Here is a 17,676-nt window from a genome sequence, read left to right as displayed (position 1 = left end):
AGCTCATCCTCGGCACGTTCATCATGCTGGCGACGTACGTGCTGTTCTACCTGATGACGAACTTCACGCTCACCTACGGCACGAAGGCCGCCGACCTCGAGACCGCGTCGGCCGCCGCCCGCGCTGCGGCCGAGGCGACCGGCAAGGACTTCGACCCGAGTGTGTTCGCGGCGCAATTCTACCCGGGCCTCGGCTTCGGCTACACCGACTTCGTACTCATGCAGATCATCGGCGTCGTGTTCTTCGGCATCTTCACGTTGCTGTCCGGACCGATCGCCGACGCCATCGGGCGCCGCAAGCTGCTCCTGTGGGTCACGGGACTCATCGTCGTCTTCGGTCTGTCGTTCAACCTCTTCCTGCTGCCGCAGGCCGACCCGAAGTTCACCGGGGCCCTCACCCAGGCTTTCCTCGTGTTCGGCTTCATGCTCATGGGCACGACGTTCGGGCCGATGGGGGCGCTCCTGCCGGAGCTGTTCCCGACGAACGTGCGTTACTCCGGTTCGGCGATCGCGTACAACGTGTCATCGATCCTCGGTGCGGCCGTGGCGCCGTTCATCGCGGTGGCCCTGTGGGCGGCGGTCGGCGGCGAGCCCTGGCTCGTGGGACTGTACCTGTCGTCGATGGCGGTGCTGACGTTCATCGCGCTCATCTTCACTCCCGAGACGAAGGACCACGACTACGAGGACGACCTCGGTCTCGCCTCCGCCGTCGAGCTCTAGAACCGACCGAACGGAACGGCTGCACTCCCTCGGGGGTGCAGCCGTTCTCGTCTTCCTGGTCAGACGCTCACAGCACCACGACATCGCAGTACCGGGTCGCCGTCTTCGCCAGCCGGCGATCGGCCGTGAGCAGTGGGACGTCGAGGGCCTCCGCGAGCGCGACATAACCGGCGTCGTACGCGGAGACGTCCTCGCGCAGCGACCAGATCCGCGGGATGAGCCGACGCAGCGGATGGCGGGTGATCTGCAGCGCCGCGAACGCCTCGAGGGCCTCACGAGCAGCATGCGCCGGCACCGAATTCCGCATCGTGAGGCGTCGGAGCACGGAGAGGACCTCGATGTCGAGGCCCGCGTGCGCATGGAACCCCTCGCCGTGCGTCCAGACCTCCTCGCCGAGCAGCGCCTCGATCGCGGCCGAGGCATCGAGCACGACCGCGTCGGCCGTCCTGCTCACGTCTGGTCCTCTCCCTCGCGCTCGTCCCGTTCACGATCGCGGGCGGCGAGGATGCTCTCGCGCGTCAGGGAGATACCGGCCGCGCGCGCCCGGGACCGCGACGCCTCGAGGATCTCGGCATTGCTGCGGTAGCGGACGAGGTCTTCCAACTCGCGCGCTACGTAGTCCGACAGGCTCATGCGCTCCGCCGCGGCACGCTCCTTGAGCCGGGCATGCACGTCGTCGGGCAGATTCCTCACTTGCAGCATGCGAGCCATCCTGTCAGCATCGCATGCGCCACACATGCGGACAAGGGCGCCCCTGTGGACAACGCGCACGTCAACACTTCTTGACACCGTCCCAAGCGTCAACGAACATTGACGCGAAGGAGGTCTCCATGTCTCACCCCACCACCATCGCCGCGGCCGAGGGCGGCGAACCCCTCGCCGAGCTCCACCGCCTGGCGGCGCTACGCAAGGAGCTCGCGCGCGCCGAAGAGGCCCAGGTCCGTCGCGCTCGCACGAGCGGCTACTCGTGGCAGGCGATCGCGAGCGCCCTCGGCGTCACCAAGCAGGCGCACATCGCCGTTTCGGTCGCACCTGAGCCATACAGCCACCCCATAGGAAATGACCGCGCCCCGAGTACGGTCGAAGTACCATCTCCAGATCGAGGTCCCCCATGTCCCGCACGGCGACAGCACGCCGACGCGGACGGGGCGCACCGGCCGACGTGCCGCGCGCCACCTTCCGCCAGCTCCTCCCCTTCCTCTTCGAGCACAAGCGCACCCTCGTCGTCGTCGCCGTCCTCAGCGTGTTCGGCGCCGCGACCTCGCTCGTGCAGCCCCCTCCTCGTCGGACAGGTCATCGAGGCCGTGCAATCCGACGGCACGATCGGCGTCCTCGTGTGGCTGCTCGTCGGTTTCGTGATCGTGTCGTCGATCATCTCCGGGTTCCAGCACTATCTGCTGCAGCGCACCGGCACCGCGGTCGTCTACTCCAGCCGCCGCAAGCTCATCGCCCGCATCCTGCACCTGCCGACGTCCGAGTTCGACGCACGGCGCACCGGCGATCTCGTCTCCCGCGTCGGCACCGACACCACGCTCCTCTACGCCGTCCTCACGCAGGGGCTCGCCGACGCCGTCGGCAACGTCGTGCTCTTCGCGGGCGCGCTCATCGCGATGCTGCTCATCGACCCCGTTCTGCTCCTGCTCATCGTCCTGGTCATCGGCGTCTCCGTCGTGGGTCGTCGTCGCCCTCAGCGGCCGGATCCGGACGGCGTCCACGGCCCAGCAGGAGAAGGTCGGCGAGCTGGCCTCGGGCGTGGAGCGGGCCGTCGGCTCCATCCGCACCATCCGCGCCTCCGGTGCGACCGAACGCGAGACCGCGGCGGTGACGGAGCGGGCCTCCGAGGCGTACGGCATCGGCGTGCGCATCGCGAAGATCTCCTCGCTCGTGGTGCCCGTCGCCGGCATCGCCCTTCAGCTCTCCCTGCTCGTCGTGCTCGGCGTGGGCGGCTTCCGCGTCGCGGCCGGAGCCATCTCGATCGCGGCCCTCATCTCGTTCGTGATGTTCCTCTTCCTGCTGGTGATGCCCCTCGCCTCGACGTTCGGCGCGATCACCTCCGTCAACCAGGCCCTCGGCGCGCTCGGCCGCATCCAGGAGGTGCTCGACCTGCCCACCGAGACCCAGGACGACGCGGCCACCGCCGCGGCGCTGCCCCGCGAGGAGGAACCGGCTCCGGACGCCCCCGCTCTGGAGTTCCGCGACGTGCGCTTCCGCTACCCGGAGAACGTCGTCGCCGCCCGCCGTGCCGCCGCGAGGGAGGCGCAGACCCTGCTCGCCGATGCGCACCTGGAGCAGACCGAGGCCGCACCCGACCCCCAGGACCACGAGGTGCTCCGCGGGGTGTCGTTCGCGGTCCCTCGTGGGGCACGCGTGGCGCTGGTCGGTCCGAGCGGAGCGGGGAAGAGCACGATCCTCTCCCTCATCGAGCGCTTCTACGACCCGACAGGCGGATCCATCCGGTTGAAGGGGCACGACACGCGCACCTATCCGCGGGACGAGCTCCGCGCCCACTTCGGCTACGTCGAGCAGGACGCCCCGACGCTGGCCGGCACCCTCGCCGAGAACCTGCGGCTCGCGTCACCGACGGCCACGGACGAGGACTGCGCCCGCGTGCTCCGCGCCGTGAACCTCGGCGACGTGCTCCAACGGAACCCGCTCGGCGTCGACGCTCCCGTCGGCGAGGACGGCGTGATGCTCTCCGGCGGCGAGCGGCAGCGACTCGCGATCGCCAGGGCGCTCCTCACCGACGCCCCGATCCTGCTGCTGGACGAGTCGACCTCCTCGCTCGACGGCGTGAACGAGCAGCGCATGCGCGAGGCCATCGATGCGGTCGCCACAGACCGCACGCTCGTCGTGATCGCCCATCGTCTGTCCACCGTCGTCGACAGCGACCTCATCGTCGTGCTGCAGGACGGCGTGGTCGTGGGACAGGGCACCCACGCCGAGCTCGTGGAGTCGACCCCGCTCTACCGCGACCTCGCCCGCCACCAGCTCCTCGCCTAGCTCCCTGTCCCCCCTGTACACCGCCGAGACCCCGGCTTTCTGCCGAGACCCCGCCTTCCGCACGAATGCGGGGCGGGGTCTCGACGCGAAACCGGGGTCTGGGGAGTGGGTGCCACGAAGGCGGGGCGTCGGAGACCACTCAGCCATGGGTTCGTCTCTGATGCCCCGCCTTCGCGGGTAGGGCTCGACCCGGAGGCCGAGGGTGCCGGCTCCCCCGAACCGGCACCGGTCTGGGGGCTACGCCTTCGCGAGGCGGTAGCGCAGCGACGCGAGCTCCGTGCGGAGGGCCGCGGGCACCCGGTCGCCGAAGGTGTCGTAGAACTCCTCCGTGAGGTCGGCCTCGGCCTTCCACGCCTCGGGGTCGACGGAGAAGAGCTCGTCGAGGTCTTCCGCAGGGATGTCGAGCCCGTCGAGGTTGAGGTCCTCCACGCGCGGCAGGCGTCCGATGGGGCTGTCCACCGCCGGCACGTCACCGGCCACGCGGCGGATGATCCAGTCGACGACGCGGGAGTTGTCGCCGAACCCGGGCCAGAGGAACCGGCCGTCCGCTCCGCGACGGAACCAGTTCACCTGGAAGATGCGCGGCGCGCGGTCGAAGCGCAGGCCCCGGCCGACCTTGAGCCAGTGACCGAAGTAGTCGGCCATGTTGTAGCCGCAGAACGGCAGCATCGCGAACGGGTCGCGGCGCAGCTCGCCGACCGTGCCCTCGGCCGCCGCCGTGCGCTCGGAGGAGATGTTCGAGCCGAGGAAGACGCCGTGCGTCCAGTCGGTGGCCTCGACTACGAGCGGCACGTTGCTCGCGCGGCGTCCGCCGAAGAGGATGACGTCGAGCGGCACGGCCTCCTCCCAGTCCTCGGAGATCTGCGGGCACTGAGCCGCCGACACCGTGAAGCGCGAGTTGGGGTGCGCCGCGGGACGACCGGAGTCGGGCGTCCAGTCGTTGCCCTCCCAGTCGATGAGGTTCGCGGGCGCCTCGTCGGTCAGGCCCTCCCACCACACGTCGCCGTCGGGGCGGAGCGCGACGTTGGTGAAGATCGTGTTGCCCCACAGCGTCTCGACCGCGGTGACGTTGGTCGACTCACCCGTTCCGGGCGCGACGCCGAAGAAGCCGGCCTCGGGGTTGATGGCCCACAGGCGGCCGTCCTCGCCGGGACGGATCCAGGCGATGTCGTCGCCGAGGGTCTCGACCTTCCAGCCCGGGATCGTCGGGCGGAGCATCGCGAGGTTCGTCTTGCCGCAGGCCGAAGGGAAGGCCGCAGCCACGTGGTAGGCCTTGCCCTGCGGGTCGATCACGCGGATGAGGAGCATGTGCTCGGCGAGCCAGCCCTCATCACGCGCGATCACCGAGGCGATGCGCAGCGCGAAGCACTTCTTCGCCAGGATGGCGTTGCCACCGTAGCCCGAGCCGTACGAGTAGACCTCGAGCGTCTCCGGGAAGTGCACGATGTACTTGTCGTCGTTGCAGGGCCACTCGACGTCCGGTTCGCCGGCCTCCAGCGGAGCACCGACGGAGTGCACCGTCTTGACCCACGGCGCGCCCTCGGCGATCTGGCGGGTGACCTCGTCGCCCACGCGGGTCATGATGCCGATCGATGCGACGGCGTAGGCGCTGTCGGTGATCTGCACGCCGATGTGCGACAGGGGTCCGCCGACGCGACCCATCGAGAACGGCACGACGTACATCGTGCGGCCGCGCATCGAGCCCTCGAAGATCTCGTCCATCTTCGCGTGCATCTCTTCCGGGTCGGCCCAGTTGTTGGTGGGCCCGGCGTCCTCCTCGCGCTCCGAGGCGATGAAGGTGCGGGCTTCGGTGCGGGCGACGTCGCTGGGGTGCGAGCGCGCCAGGTACGAGCCGGGGCGCCACTCGGGGTTCAGCTTGATGAGCTTGCCCTCGTCGACGAGTCCGCGCAGCAGCCAGTCGTTCTCGGCGCGCGAGCCGTCCACCCAGTGCACGGCGTCCGGCTGCGTGAGCGCGCGGATCTCTTCCACCCAGGCGGCGAGCTCGGCCATTGCGGGGGTGTCGTAGGAAGGGGCGGTGCCGAACGTGCGCGTCGGGGCGACAGGGGACGTGCGAGGGGTGAGGACTTCGGCCATGGCCATGACTGCTCCTTCGAAGTGTGGGGCGTTGCTTCCATCTTCTTCGCCCTTGACGCGGACTTTCGGCCAAACCGAACGATAAGAATCGCTGTTCTTTCGCTAGACTCAAACAATGGCGTCCTCCGGCATCCACCTCACGACCCTCGGCCACCGCATCCGGCACCGCCGCCTGGAGAAGGGGTACACCCTCGACGAGCTCGGCGCCCTCGTCGGCGTCGCCGGCTCCCAGCTCAGCCTCATCGAGAACGGCAAGCGCGAGCCCAAGCTCTCCCTCCTCCAGGCGATCGCCCAGGCCACCGGCACCGAAGTGACCGACCTCATCTCCGGCGAGCCGCCGAACCGGCGTGCCGCTCTGGAGATCGAGCTGGAGCGGGCCCAGGAGAGCCCGGTGTTCCGTCAGCTCGGTGTCTCCCCGGTCCGCGTCACGAAGGGCATGAGCGACGAGACCATCGAGTCCATCCTCGGCCTCCACCGCGAGCTGCAGCGCCGCGAGCGCGAGGCCATCGCCACCCCGGAGGAGGCCCGCCGCGCCAACACGGAGCTGCGACTGCGGATGCGCGCGCAGAACAACTACCTCCCGGACATCGAGAAGCTCGCGGAGAAGCAGCTCAAGGCCGCCGGCCATTCGCAGGGCGCTCTGACCCACCGCACCGTGAGCATCATGGCCGAGAAGCTCGGCTTCGAACTCATCTACGTCAACGATCTGCCGCACTCGACGCGCTCGGTCACCGATCTCGAGAACGGCCGCATCTACCTGCCCCCCGCCTCGATCCCCGGTGGACACGGCCTGCGGTCGATGGCACTGCAGGCCATGGCGCATCGACTGCTCGGGCACACCCCGCCGACGGACTACGCCGACTTCCTGCAGCAGCGGTTGGAGATCAACTACTTCGCCGCGTGCTGCCTGATGCCGGAGACCGCCGCGGTGGCCTTCCTGCAGCAGGCGAAGAAGGACCGCAACCTCGCGGTGGAGGACTTCCGCGACGGGTTCGGCGTGACGCACGAAGCGGCCGGCATGCGCATGACGAACCTGCTCACGCAGCACCTCGGCATGTCGCTGCACTTCCTGCGCGTCGACTCGACCGGAGCCATCACTCGCGTCTACGAGAACGACGACCTGCCCCTGCCGATGGACGTGACGGGAGCGGTGGAGGGGCAGCGCGTGTGCCGGAAGTTCCAGGCCCGCTCCGCCTTCACGGAGCAGAACCGCACCGTCGAGCACCACCAGTACACGGACACCCCGTCCGGCACGTTCTGGTGCTCCACGCAGACCGGGTCGTCGAGCGAGGGCGAGTTCTCCGTCACGGTCGGCGTGCCGTTCGACGACGCCCGGTGGTGGCGGGGACGCGAGACGAACGACAGGGCGGTGTCGACCTGCCCCGACGAGGCGTGCTGCCGCCGCCCGTCGGCCGAGCTCACGGAGCGCTGGAAGGGACGGGCGTGGCCGAGCGCCCGCGTGCACACCCACATGTTCTCGCCGCTCCCCCGCGGCATGTTCCCCGGCGTGGACGACAACGAGGTCTACAACTTCCTCGGCCGCCACGCGAGTGAGTGACCCGCCGACCCACCCCCTTGCGTCCACCCCGGCCCGTTACGCGCTGCCGTAGGGGGCCGGGAGGCACGGAAAGGGGTGGGTCGACGAGGGGCTCAGGCGATGAAGGCCGCGAAGCGGGCGAGTGCGGCGGTGACGGCGGCGGGGTCCTCGGGGGGCTCGAAGAGAGTCGGAGGGGTGGTGTGCGCGGCGGCGGCGTGGGTCCAGCAGCCGATCACGCGGCCGTGCTCCACCACGGTCGCCCGGACCATCCCGTTCTTCCCCGGCCCGACGGCGGCGAGGTATTCCGGAGCGCACACGACGGTGCGGTCGGCATAAGAGATGTAGTACTCGTCGAAGGCACCGAGGGCGAACACGGACGGCCGGCCCGCCGCGCGCCGGGGCGGGGTGCTCCCGACGAAGACCCCCTCCTCGACCTCGGTCACCCGGGGTGCCGCCCGCTCCGCCGCCTCCCGGGACCGCCCGAGCGTCAGCCCCGACCACCACGCGAAGTCCGCGACCCCGGCGGGCCCGTGCCCCTCGACATAGCGGACGAACAGCTCGGCCAGCGGGTCGTCCGGGCGGGCGTGGTCGCGGATGTGGTCCGCCGCGAGCACGAACCGCTGCTCCCGCGTGATGCCCTCCCGCGGCACGACCGGCCCCTGCACGAGCACGCCGGAGACTGTCATCGCGAACAGCAGGTGGATGCCGCGCTGCCCCGAGGGGTCGATGCCGATGCCCTCGAGCACCGCGAAGATCTCGCTCCGGGTGAGGCCGCCGTCACGGAGCCGCGGCGTGAGCTCCCGGACGACCGCGTCGATCATGGCGTCGTCGATGCCGAGCTGCCGCTGTCGGGAGGCCGCCTGCTGCTGCTGTCGCGCGGCCGTGACCTCCAGCACCCACCCGAGATCCCGCGCGGGGATCGTGTGGAGCGTCCCCCGCATGGTCCAGGCCCGGACGAGGTCCCCGCGGTCGAACGCGGCATCGACGTCGCGGAGGCGTACGTCGCCCTTCGTCCGCACAGCCAGCGCCCACCGTCCGGCCGTGAAGTCCTGGCTCTGCACCGCGAGCAGCCGCGCCGCCGCCCCCGCCACGTCCGCCTCCGGCGCCGTCAGCCCCTGCCACCGCAGCCGCTCCTCCCGCCACTGTGAGGTCTTCATGCCCCTCATCATGCCGCGACCCACCCCCTTTCGCGTGCCCCGGCCCCGTGCGTGCGGACGCAGGGGGCCGGGTCGAGCGGAAGGGGGTGGGTCGACGGGAGAGGTCAGAGGGTGACTTCGCGGCGGGTGGGGAGGACGACGGGGTGCGAACCCGCCATGGTCTCCAGCACCCGGATGACCTGGCAGGAGTATCCGAACTCGTTGTCGTACCAGACGTAGAGGATGAGGGTGTCCTCGTCGGCGATCGTGGCCAGACCGTCGACGATGCCGGCGCGGTGCGAGCCGACGAAGTCCGTCGAGACCACCTCGGGGCTCTCCACGTAGTCAATCTGCTGACGGAGCTTCGAGTGCAGCGAGACACGACGCAGGTAGTCGTTGACCTGATCCTTGGTGGCGGGGCGCTCCAGCGTGAGGTGCAGGACCGCGAGCGAGACATCCGGCGTGGGGACGCGGATCGCGCTGCCCGTGAGCCGTCCCTCGAGCTGGGGCAGGGCCTTGGCCACGGCCTTCGCCGCGCCGGTCTCGGTGATCACCATGTTCAGCACGGCGGAGCGGCCGCGACGGTCGCCCTTGTGGAAGTTGTCGATGAGGTTCTGGTCGTTCGTGAACGAGTGCACGGTCTCGACGTGGCCTTTCACCACACCGAAGGCCTCGTCGATCGCGGCGAGCACCGGGGTGATGGCGTTGGTCGTGCACGACGCCGCGGAGACGATGCGGTCCTCGTCGGTGATCGTGTCGTCATTGATGCCCTGCACGATGTTCTTCAGCGGGCCCTTACCGGGGGCGGTCAGCAGCACGCGGGCGACGCCCTTCGCACGGAGGTGCTGGGAGAGTCCGGCCTCGTCGCGCCAGCGGCCCGTGTTGTCGACGACGATCGCGTCATCGATGCCGTAGGCGGTGTAGTCGACCGCCGCCGGGTCGTCGGAGTAGATGACCTGGATGCGCGTGCCGTTCGCGATGATCTGCTCGGCCTCTTCATCCACCGTGACCGAGCCCGCGAAGCGGCCGTGCACCGAGTCGCGCAGCAGCAGCGACGCGCGCTTGACGAGGTCGTTCTCGGAGCCGCGGCGCACGACGATGGCGCGGAGCCGGAGTCCGCTCCCGCCGCCGGTGTGCGCGATGAGGATGCGGGCCAGCAGCCGGCCGATGCGCCCGAAGCCGTAGAGCACCACGTCGGTCGGCGGCGCCGGGACCGCGCCGACGGCCGGGGCCAGGGTCTCGGCCAGGTACTCCTCCAGCGGGCGGCCGCTCTCCGCATGCCCCTCCACGAGGCGGGCCACGTCGATCGACGAGGCGCCGGGGGCGAGAGCGTGGATGCCTTCGAGCACCGCCAGGCTGTCCTCGACCTCGAGGCGCTCGTGGCCGAGCTGGGCCACGCGCTCGTGCACCTCGACGAGGCCGGTGGCCGAGAGGCCGAGCAGGCGGTGGCCGTGCAGCGAGGTGACCACGTCGCGCTCGCGCTTGAGAGCCCCGATGAGCGGGATCATCCGCTCCGCCAGCTCTTCGCTCGCCGTCCATTCGTCGCGGTGTGCCGCGGAATCGTTCATCTGCGTCCTTGCATGTGTGAGCGCGCGCCGAGGTCGCCGGCGCGCGCGAGGTTGCCGGGGTGTTCGGGGGATGACTCCAGGGTACAAGCCGCGGAACCGCGCGCCGAATCGGTCGGCGCGGGACATCCCGAGTGCGCGAGTTTTACGTCTACACTGGTGGAATAATGAGCAGCGCACTCCTCGGCGACGACGCCGACCTCCTCCTCCGCGGTGGCCGCATCCACACCTTCGACGCCACCGATTCCGTCGCCACCGCGATCGCCGTCCGCGACGGGATGATCGTCGCCACCGATGCCGCGGCCGAAGCCCTCCCAGCCCGCGAGATCGTGCAGCTCGACGGCCGCACCGCGATCCCCGGCCTCAACGACGCGCACCTCCACGCCGCGTGGCTGGGCGCACGCTGGCCGCACCTCTTCTTCTCCGACACCCCGCCCGAGGAGCAGCCGACCGGCCGCCTCGTGACCACGGCCGGTGAGCGACGCAGCGCCCTGCGCCGCGCCTGGGCTCTGCTCGCGGAGCTCGGCATCACGAGCTACACGGAGCCGGGCATCGGCCCCGGGGAGGACGACGGGGAGACCGGCTGCTTCGGCACCGACATGCTCGAGTCGTATGTGGAGCTGCACCGCGAGGGGGCCCAGACCTCGCGCGTCACGCTGCTGCGCCTGTTCGGGACGATCGACGGAGAGAGCTCCCTAAAGGACTTCGCCGCCGGACTCCCGGTGCCGCCGCCGACGACCGACCCGCGCTGGCTCGCGATCCCCGGCGTGAAGATCTTCGCCGACGGCATCCCGCCGATGGCCACCGCATGGACGTCCGACCCGTACCCCGACGGGACGACCGGGCACCTGCTCACCCGCGGCGACGCCGATCCGCTCAGCGCCTTCCAGCAGATGATCGCCCTGGCCGCCGGTCGCGGACTCCAGATCGCCGTGCACGCCACCGGCGATCGCTCGATCGAAGAGTTCCTCACCGCACTGGAACGCGCCGGCGAGACTCCCCCGCCGCCGGCACCCCACCACGTCGTGCACGGCGACCTCGCGACGCCGGCGCAGATCCGCCGCGCGGAGCGTCTCGGCGTCGGGTTCGCCGTGCAGCCCCTCATCGCCGCGCACACGCACTCCTGGGCGGCCGTGCAGCTCGGAGAGGCCCGGGTCGCCGCCGCCTGGCCGCTGGCCGAGATGCTCTGCTCGGGGGCGCTGACCACCGTGACCAGCGACGCGCCGATCGCCACGCCGGACTGGCGACCCAGCCTCGACGCCTCCCTCGCCCTCCTCGCCGCCGACGGTCGAGCGGACGACGCCGCGACTCGGCGCCGGCTGCTGCGCACCATGACGGCGGACGCCGCGATCCAGGACGGTGCCGCGACCTGGAAGGGAACCCTCGAACTCGGCAGGGTCGCGGACGTCACGGTGCTCGACGAGGATCCGTGCACCCCGGGGCGCCCGTTCGCCGCCCTCCAGGTCGAGCGGACGATCGTCGACGGTCGCACGGTGTTCACCCGGGACTGACCACCCGCGCCCACGAAAACGGCGGGCGGCATGTTCACGCATGCCGCCCGCCTCTGATCCCCCTCGGACCAGTCTCGGACCGCGGTCGTCAGACCGCGGTGGCCAGGAGCACGCGCGGGCTCCCCGGCAGGGCGACGGTGTCGCGCACCGCCCACCCGGCATCCGACAGCCAACCGCGCACCTCGGACTCGGGGTACACCACGGTGCCGTCGATCACGAGATACTCCCCCGCGTGCAGGGCATCCAGGGCGCGCTGCTCGTCGTCGTCGTCGAGGAAGAAGTCGAGCACCGTCAGCGTCGCCCCGTCGGCCGCCGCCGCACGGAGTCGGCGGAAGATCTGCGCGTTCTCCTCCGCGGAGAACCGGTGGATGACGTGGTTGGCGAACACCGCGTCGTACGCGCCCTCGGGAGCCGTGGTCGCCGTGTCCCCGACCTCGATGGCGACCCGGTCGGCGACGCCCGCCGCCGCGACCGCCTCGGCCACGCCGTCCTCGAACCCGGGAGCGTAGACGAAGGTCGTGTGCAGCTGCGGGTTGCGTGCCATGACGGCGAGGGCGAACTCGGCGGACAGACCGCCGAAATCGAGGGCCTTCGTCGCGCCGGCGAGGTCGACGAGCCGGCCGAACTCCTGCGCGTGCAGGCGGTTGTACGTCATGACGCCGGCCATGAACGTGCCCCACCGCGCGTCGTCCATCTGCAGGTCGCCCGGTTGGGTGGTGTCCACCGTGTGGGCGAACTGCAGCCAGTGCGGGTAGCTGATCTCGTCGAGGAAGGTGAGGAAGGGGGCGAGGTCGATCACCGCGTCCTCCCCGGTGAGGTAGGCGGACGCGTCGGGGGCCAGCGCGTAGCGCCCCTCGGTGCGGACGAGGAGACCCTTCGCGGCGAGGGCGTCGGCGAGCAGCCGGGCGATCCGCTCGCTGACCCCGCAGCGCTCGGCGATCGCCACGGCCGTGTCGGCGCCGGCGGCGACGGCGGCGAACAGACCGATGCGGCTGGCCTGGAAGAGCTGCTTCGCGGCCATGTAGCCGGTGGCGATGTCGAGGATGCGGGCGGCGTCGGGAGTGGGGGTGTCGGGAGTGGGGGTGTCGGTCATGGCGGATGCCTTTCGATATGTCTACGAATGTTGGAAATAAAGGACAGGAGGGGGCTGGGCGTCGATCGGGCGGGTCAGTCCGCGAGGAACCCGCGCACAGCGTCGCGGAACGCGGCGGTGTGCAGCGCCGCGAGATGATCCCCGGGGACGCGTCGCACCCGGACGTCGAGCAGCCGCGCGGCGAGCTCGTCGATGCCCGCGGCCATCGGGTCATCGGTACCGCCCAGGAGCAGCACGGGCATCGCCGGGGCAGCAGCCTCGGGCGCGAACGGCTCGGTCGCGAGCCCCTCGATGAGGTCGAGCAGATCGTCCGGGCGGTTCCCGGGCAGGCTCACCATGTGCACGATCATCCCGGACAGCGGATCGACGGGAGCCGGTCCGCCGGCGATCGCGGCCCGAGCGGCGGAGAGGTCGACGAGCGCGAAGGGCTCCCCCGCACTGAGGCCGCCGAGCACGAGACGCCGCACCGCGACACCCGGGTGCCGGGCGAGGTCCCACGCGAGCCGGGCACCGAGCGAGTAGCCGACGAGGTCGACCTCGTCCGGGCCGATCGCTGCGGCGAGCGCGTCGAGCACCGCGGAGGTCGGCACGGCTCCGAGCCCGGGGGCGTCGCCGTGCGCCGGCAGGTCGAGGACGCGGCGCGGTCGGTCGCCGAGCACCGCCGCCCACTCGCTCTCCGGCCAGTCCTGCGTGCCGCGCGAGGCGAGGCCGTGCAAGAACACCACGGGTCGTTCAGGGGGAAGGGTCATGACGGGCCGTCCTCTCGGGACCGGCCCCTCGCCCTCAGCGCAGCCGCGCGAGGAACCGGTCGATGTAGTTCTCGTAGTCGGCGATGCGGTCGCCGTCCGGGTACATGAGGTTGATGACCGTCGCCCCGACCGCCGCGGAGATGTACTCGTCGGCGAGCGGGCCGTAGTCCTGATCGCGGATCGATCCCTCGTCGCGGGCCGCCTCCATGCGCGCGATGAGCGAGGATCGCCACGAACCCAGGTGTCCGCGGTAGAGCTCGGCCAGCGACTCGTTCGCCATCGCGTACTCCCAGAGCGCCAGGAGCACCCGGCCCGCGGCGATCTGCTCCGGGTCGCGCGGCACGGTGGCCTGCAGGAAGCCCCGCAGCGCGTCGTCCGCCGCCACCGGTTCCTGCCCCGCGGCCTCCACGCCCTCGGACATCTGCTGCAGGATCGTCTCGAACGTCGCCGCGACGATGCTCTCCTTCCCGGGGAAGTAGTGCTTCAGCGCGCCGTTCGCGAAGCCCGCCTCCGCGGCGATGCTGCGCATGGTCGCCGCCTCGAACCCACCCTTCAGGATGATGCTCTTGGCCACCTCGACGATGTCCCGTCGCCGCTGGTCGTGGTCGATGATCTTCGGCATGGCGTCCTTCCGGCCGAGTCCGGGGTGTGGCGTGTTCCGGCCTGGAGCTACCGTACCGCCGCATCGGGCACCTCCCGCAGAGCGAGCCATTGCGCCCGGCGTTCCCGCTGCGCCACCGGGTCGGCGACGGGTGAGGCCAGTCGCAGGCGCTCGGCGTACGGGTGACGCGGCGCGCGGGTGACCTGCTCGCCGTCCCCGATCTCCACGATCTCCCCCCGGTACATCACGGCGACCCGGTGACAGACCCGCCGGACGACGCCGAGGTCGTGCGAGACGAAGAGGTAGGCCACGCCGGTGTCGCGCTGCAACTCGATGAAGAGGTCGAGGATGGTCGCCTGCGTGGTGAGGTCGAGTGCACTGACCGGCTCGTCGCACACGATCAGCCGGGGTCCGCGGACCAGGGCGCGGGCGATCGCGATGCGCTGCCGCTGCCCGCCGGAGAACTCGCTCGGATACCGGTCCATGCTCGTGGAAGGCAGCCGCACGCGGTCGAGCATGTCGCGCACGCGCGTGTCGGCTGCCTTCGCTCCGATGCCCGTCGTCAGCAGCGGCTCGGCGAGGATGTCGCCGATGGTCAGTGCCGGGTTGAGGGAACCGTACGGGTCCTGGAACACGACCTGCACATCATCGGCGAGTTCCCGTCGGGCCTTGCGGCCGAGGCCGCCGATGTCCCGGCCGTCGAAGCGGATGCGGCCCGCGGTCACCGGGGCGAGGCCGAGGATGGCCTTGCCGAGGGTCGACTTTCCCGATCCGGACTCGCCGACCAGGCCGAGGCACTCACCGGGGGCGATGTCGAGGGAGACGCCGTGCAGCGCGCGGAAGGCGTGTCTTCCGCGGCCGTACTCGACCACGAGGTCGTCGACCTGCAGCAGGGGGTTCACCGGAACGGCGTTCATGCGGGGACCTCCGTCCGGCGGCTGTCGAGCGCGGCGCGCCCTTCGGCATCATCGAGCGACGCGGCGATGAGCTCGCGCGTGTACTCCTGGGTGGGCGCGGCGAAAAGCTCGTCCACGGGCCCCGACTCCACGATGTCGCCGCCGCGCATGACGATCACGCGGTCGCAGATGTCGGCGACGACGCCGAAATTGTGCGTCACGATGAGCAGCGCCATCCCGTACTCGGCCTGCAGCTCCCGCAGCAGCTCGAGCACCTCGGCCTGCACGGTGACGTCGAGGGCGGTGGTGGGCTCGTCCGCCACGAGGAGCGACGGTCGACCGGCGATCGCGCCGGCGATGAGCACGCGCTGGGCCATGCCGCCGGACACCTGATGCGGGTAGCTGCGCATCACGCGATCGGGATCGGACAGCCCGACCCGCAGGAGCACCTCCCGCGCGCGCTGCCGGGCGGCGGCCTTCGCGAGCCCGTGCGTCCGGCGCAGCGGCTCGATGAGCTGATGCCCGATCGTGTACGAGGGGTCGAGGTTGCTCATCGGCTCCTGCGGCACGTACCCGATCGTGCGTCCGAGCAGGGCCTGGCGCTCCTTCGGCGTCGCGTGGGTGACCTCCGCGCCGCCGACCCAGATCGCGTCGGCGGTCGCCCGGCCGGTCGCGGGGAGCAGGTCGAGCACCGAGAACACTGTCTGCGACTTGCCCGACCCGGACTCGCCGACGATCCCGACGACCTCGCCTGGCGCGACGTCGAGGGTCACGCCATGCACGACCTCGGTCTCCCCCGTCGGCGTCGCGTGGACGACGTGCAGGTTCTCGACGCGGAGGGCCGACGCCGGCGCCTCGTGGCGGACGCTGCCCGTGGCGGGAGCCGCGGCGACCTCGTCGCCGGTCTCGAGCACACCGCGCCGCCGCCGTCGGGCCGCCCGCGGCGTGCGCACCTGCACGAGCTCGGCGAGCGTGGAGCCCATGATCGCGAGGACGGCGATCGTGAGACCGAGCGCGGCGGAGGGCCACAGGAGCATGAGGGGGTAGGTGAGCATGAGCCGGAAGCCCTCGAGCATCATCGCGCCCCAGCTCGGCACGTTCGAGTCGCCGATGCCGAGGAACTGGAGCCCCGCCTGAATGCCCATCGCGATGCCGGCCGTGAGCGCGGTCTGGATGATGACGGGCGGGTAGACGGCCGTGATGACGTGCCGGAAGATGATGCGCGCGTCCGACAGGCCCGACACGCGGGCGGCGTCGATGTACGCCTCGCCGCGGACGGCGAGCGTCTGCGACCGCGCGATGCGGAAGTACCCCGGCACCATGAAGACACCGACGGTGACCATCAGCAGCTCGAAGTTGTTGCGGCTGCCGGCGGCGACCACGAGGAGGATGATCATCCCGGGGATCGACTGGAGGGCGTCGCTGATCCAGGTCGCGACCCGGTCGAAGACGCCGCCGAAGTACCCGGCTGCGACACCCGACGGGACCCCGACGACGAGCGCGGTGACGATCGTGATGAGCGCACCCCACAGTGTCGTCCTCGTCCCGTAGATGAGGCGGCTGAGGATGTCGCGGCCGGTGGAGTCGCCGCCGAGCAGGTGCTCCGGCGAGGGCGGGGCCTTGGCTGCCGCGAGGTCGACGAGGTTCGGGTCCATCGGCGCCAGCAACGGCGCGAACACCCCGACGAGCACGATGAGCACGAAGATCGCGAGCGGGATGTAGCCGCCGGGGTGACGGAGGAAGCGTCGAAACAGGCTCGACCGGCGCTTCTGGGCGGCCCGGTCGAAGGCGACGCGGATGTCTGTCGTGGTCATGCGACGCGCACCTTCGGGTTGATCCAGCCGAGCACGAGGTCGAGCAGGAGGTTGATGAGGACGACGAAGACGATGGAGACCACCGTGATCCCGAGCAGCATCGGGATGTCGCCGTTCTGCGACGACTGGTTCGTGAGCTGCCCCAGACCGGGGAGGCTGAAGATCTGCTCCACCACGATCGCCCCGGAGAGCAGGCCCACGAACATCAGGGCGATCACCGTGAGCGCGGCGGGCGAGGCGTTGCGGAGGATGTGCAGGTTCACCCGGGCGGCGGACAGGCCGCGGCTGCGGAGGGTGCGCACCCAGTCCTGGCGGCTCTGGGCGATCACGGCATTGCGCAGCTGCTCCGACACGGCGACGATGCCGCCCAGGGCGAGGGAGATCGCCGGCAGCGTGATCGAGCGCAGCCAGCCTTCGACGGACTGCGTCGGCGGGACGTAGCCCACGGCGGGGAACCACTTGAGTTGCACCGCCAGCCACATCACCAGGACCAGGCTCACCCAGAACCCGGGAAGTGCGAAGAGGACGACGGAGATCCCCTTGATGATGCGGTCGAACCAGGTGCCGGGGCGGAGTCCGGTGATCATGCCGAAGGCGACGCCGATGACCGCCGTGATGAGGGTCGCGAGGGTCACGACGGAGAGAGTGACGGGGACCTTCACCGCGAGCTGCGCGCCGACCGGCTGGAAGTTGCGCCACGAGACGCCGAAGTCGAGCAGGACCGCGTGGGAGAACCAGTCCCAGAACTGGACGATCAGGGGGCGGTCGAGTCCGATCTTCGCCGCCAGCGCCTCTTGCTGCGCGGGACTCGCCGTGGTCCCGAGGAGCGAGGCGGTCGGGTCGCTGATCGCGAGGTGGGCGAGGAAGAACGTGCCGATCGAGACCGCGACGAGCAGGAGGATGCCGGACAGCACCCGCTTCGCCGTGAAGAGGAGCATGGGGGCCTCTCGAGGGTGAGGAG

The 17,676-nt window shown here is 70.8% G+C and carries 14 protein-coding genes and 1 pseudogene; 4 read left to right on the top strand and 11 right to left on the bottom strand.

All coding sequences use genetic code 11. The features are described from left to right. On the top strand, positions 1–719 hold a 719-nt coding region (locus tag AB1285_RS16670), incomplete at its 5' end, for an MFS transporter (RefSeq protein ID WP_429977523.1). A 67-nt stretch (positions 720–786) separates the two neighbouring features. Here AB1285_RS16670 and AB1285_RS16665 read toward each other — a convergent pair. Together AB1285_RS16665 and AB1285_RS16660 are read right to left on the bottom strand one after the other, a co-directional pair. Next, complete coding sequence (locus AB1285_RS16665; RefSeq protein WP_370428664.1) at positions 787–1,173, bottom strand: type II toxin-antitoxin system VapC family toxin; 387 nt, start codon at positions 1,171–1,173, stop codon at positions 787–789. After that, the gene (locus AB1285_RS16660; protein ID WP_429977465.1) at positions 1,170–1,421 is read right to left on the bottom strand and encodes a FitA-like ribbon-helix-helix domain-containing protein; all 252 of its coding nucleotides are present in this window, start codon (positions 1,419–1,421) and stop codon (positions 1,170–1,172) included. Before AB1285_RS16660 ends, AB1285_RS16665 begins: the two co-directional genes overlap by 4 nt. Positions 1,422–1,830: 409 nt before the next feature. On the opposite strand from AB1285_RS16660, the pseudogene AB1285_RS16655 reads away from it, so the two are divergent. Further along, a pseudogene (locus AB1285_RS16655) lies at positions 1,831–3,719 on the top strand (ABC transporter ATP-binding protein). 237 nt (positions 3,720–3,956) lie between these two features. On the opposite strand, the gene AB1285_RS16650 reads toward AB1285_RS16655, so the two are convergent. Continuing rightward, positions 3,957–5,819, bottom strand: a complete 1,863-nt coding sequence (locus AB1285_RS16650) for a phosphoenolpyruvate carboxykinase (GTP) (protein ID WP_370428661.1) — start codon at positions 5,817–5,819, stop codon at positions 3,957–3,959. 109 nt (positions 5,820–5,928) lie between these two features. Here AB1285_RS16650 and AB1285_RS16645 point away from each other — a divergent pair, with 109 nt between their 5' ends. Continuing rightward, positions 5,929–7,371: an XRE family transcriptional regulator gene (locus AB1285_RS16645; RefSeq protein WP_071328117.1), complete on the top strand. Its 1,443-nt coding sequence runs from the start codon at positions 5,929–5,931 to the stop codon at positions 7,369–7,371. A gap of 92 nt (positions 7,372–7,463) precedes the next feature. On the opposite strand, the gene AB1285_RS16640 is transcribed toward AB1285_RS16645, so the two are convergent. Continuing rightward, positions 7,464–8,507 (bottom strand): winged helix DNA-binding domain-containing protein, encoded by a 1,044-nt coding sequence (locus AB1285_RS16640; RefSeq protein ID WP_292793968.1) that lies wholly within the window; start codon positions 8,505–8,507, stop codon positions 7,464–7,466. 104 nt (positions 8,508–8,611) lie between these two features. Next, complete coding sequence (locus tag AB1285_RS16635) at positions 8,612–10,054, bottom strand: glyceraldehyde-3-phosphate dehydrogenase (protein ID WP_292793965.1); 1,443 nt, start codon at positions 10,052–10,054, stop codon at positions 8,612–8,614. Between the two features lie 164 nt (positions 10,055–10,218). On the opposite strand from AB1285_RS16635, the gene AB1285_RS16630 reads away from it, so the two are divergent. Then, on the top strand, positions 10,219–11,562 hold the full coding sequence (locus AB1285_RS16630; RefSeq protein ID WP_292793963.1) for an amidohydrolase family protein: 1,344 nt from the start codon (positions 10,219–10,221) through the stop codon (positions 11,560–11,562). A gap of 88 nt (positions 11,563–11,650) precedes the next feature. Here AB1285_RS16630 and AB1285_RS16625 read toward each other — a convergent pair whose 3' ends face one another. The 6 genes from AB1285_RS16625 to AB1285_RS16600 all read right to left on the bottom strand — a co-directional run bounded on the left by AB1285_RS16625 (position 11,651) and on the right by AB1285_RS16600 (position 17,653). After that, a complete protein-coding gene (locus tag AB1285_RS16625) occupies positions 11,651–12,655 on the bottom strand; it encodes a methyltransferase family protein (RefSeq protein WP_292793960.1) in 1,005 nt (334 codons plus the stop codon). A 74-nt stretch (positions 12,656–12,729) separates the two neighbouring features. Further along, entirely contained in the window at positions 12,730–13,404 is a 675-nt protein-coding gene (locus tag AB1285_RS16620; RefSeq protein WP_292793957.1) for an alpha/beta fold hydrolase, read from the bottom strand. 34 nt (positions 13,405–13,438) lie between these two features. Beyond that, positions 13,439–14,026 (bottom strand): TetR/AcrR family transcriptional regulator, encoded by a 588-nt coding sequence (locus AB1285_RS16615; protein WP_101846902.1) that lies wholly within the window; start codon positions 14,024–14,026, stop codon positions 13,439–13,441. Between the two features lie 47 nt (positions 14,027–14,073). Further along, positions 14,074–14,922, bottom strand: coding sequence for an ATP-binding cassette domain-containing protein (locus AB1285_RS16610; RefSeq protein ID WP_292793949.1), 849 nt, complete (start codon positions 14,920–14,922; stop codon positions 14,074–14,076). Beyond that, complete coding sequence (locus AB1285_RS16605; RefSeq protein WP_370428660.1) at positions 14,919–16,715, bottom strand: dipeptide/oligopeptide/nickel ABC transporter permease/ATP-binding protein; 1,797 nt, start codon at positions 16,713–16,715, stop codon at positions 14,919–14,921. The genes AB1285_RS16610 and AB1285_RS16605 overlap by 4 nt, the downstream gene beginning before the upstream one ends. Further along, the gene (locus tag AB1285_RS16600) at positions 16,712–17,653 is read right to left on the bottom strand and encodes an ABC transporter permease (RefSeq protein WP_247642057.1); all 942 of its coding nucleotides are present in this window, start codon (positions 17,651–17,653) and stop codon (positions 16,712–16,714) included. The genes AB1285_RS16605 and AB1285_RS16600 overlap by 4 nt, the downstream gene beginning before the upstream one ends. Between the last annotated feature and the right edge of the window lie 23 nt (positions 17,654–17,676).

Source organism: Microbacterium sp. NRRL B-14842 (assembly GCF_050470785.1).
The sequence above is the reverse complement of the archived record's forward strand: the minus strand, read 5'-3'. Positions and strand labels throughout refer to the sequence as shown.

Bases quoted from the DNA above. Each gene is read 5' to 3' on its own strand.
- AB1285_RS16630 (WP_292793963.1), top strand. From the start codon at position 10,219: ATGAGCAGCGCACTCCTCGGCGACGACGCCGACCTCCTCCTCCGCGGT.
- AB1285_RS16605 (WP_370428660.1), bottom strand. From the start codon at position 16,715: ATGACCACGACAGACATCCGCGTCGCCTTCGACCGGGCCGCCCAGAAG.
- AB1285_RS16660 (WP_429977465.1), bottom strand. From the start codon at position 1,421: ATGCTGCAAGTGAGGAATCTGCCCGACGACGTGCATGCCCGGCTCAAG.
- AB1285_RS16625 (WP_292793960.1), bottom strand. From the start codon at position 12,655: ATGACCGACACCCCCACTCCCGACACCCCCACTCCCGACGCCGCCCGC.
- AB1285_RS16645 (WP_071328117.1), top strand. From the start codon at position 5,929: ATGGCGTCCTCCGGCATCCACCTCACGACCCTCGGCCACCGCATCCGG.
- AB1285_RS16600 (WP_247642057.1), bottom strand. From the start codon at position 17,653: ATGCTCCTCTTCACGGCGAAGCGGGTGCTGTCCGGCATCCTCCTGCTC.
- AB1285_RS16615 (WP_101846902.1), bottom strand. From the start codon at position 14,026: ATGCCGAAGATCATCGACCACGACCAGCGGCGACGGGACATCGTCGAG.
- AB1285_RS16650 (WP_370428661.1), bottom strand. From the start codon at position 5,819: ATGGCCATGGCCGAAGTCCTCACCCCTCGCACGTCCCCTGTCGCCCCG.
- AB1285_RS16610 (WP_292793949.1), bottom strand. From the start codon at position 14,922: ATGAACGCCGTTCCGGTGAACCCCCTGCTGCAGGTCGACGACCTCGTG.
- AB1285_RS16640 (WP_292793968.1), bottom strand. From the start codon at position 8,507: ATGAAGACCTCACAGTGGCGGGAGGAGCGGCTGCGGTGGCAGGGGCTG.
- AB1285_RS16620 (WP_292793957.1), bottom strand. From the start codon at position 13,404: ATGACCCTTCCCCCTGAACGACCCGTGGTGTTCTTGCACGGCCTCGCC.
- AB1285_RS16635 (WP_292793965.1), bottom strand. From the start codon at position 10,054: ATGAACGATTCCGCGGCACACCGCGACGAATGGACGGCGAGCGAAGAG.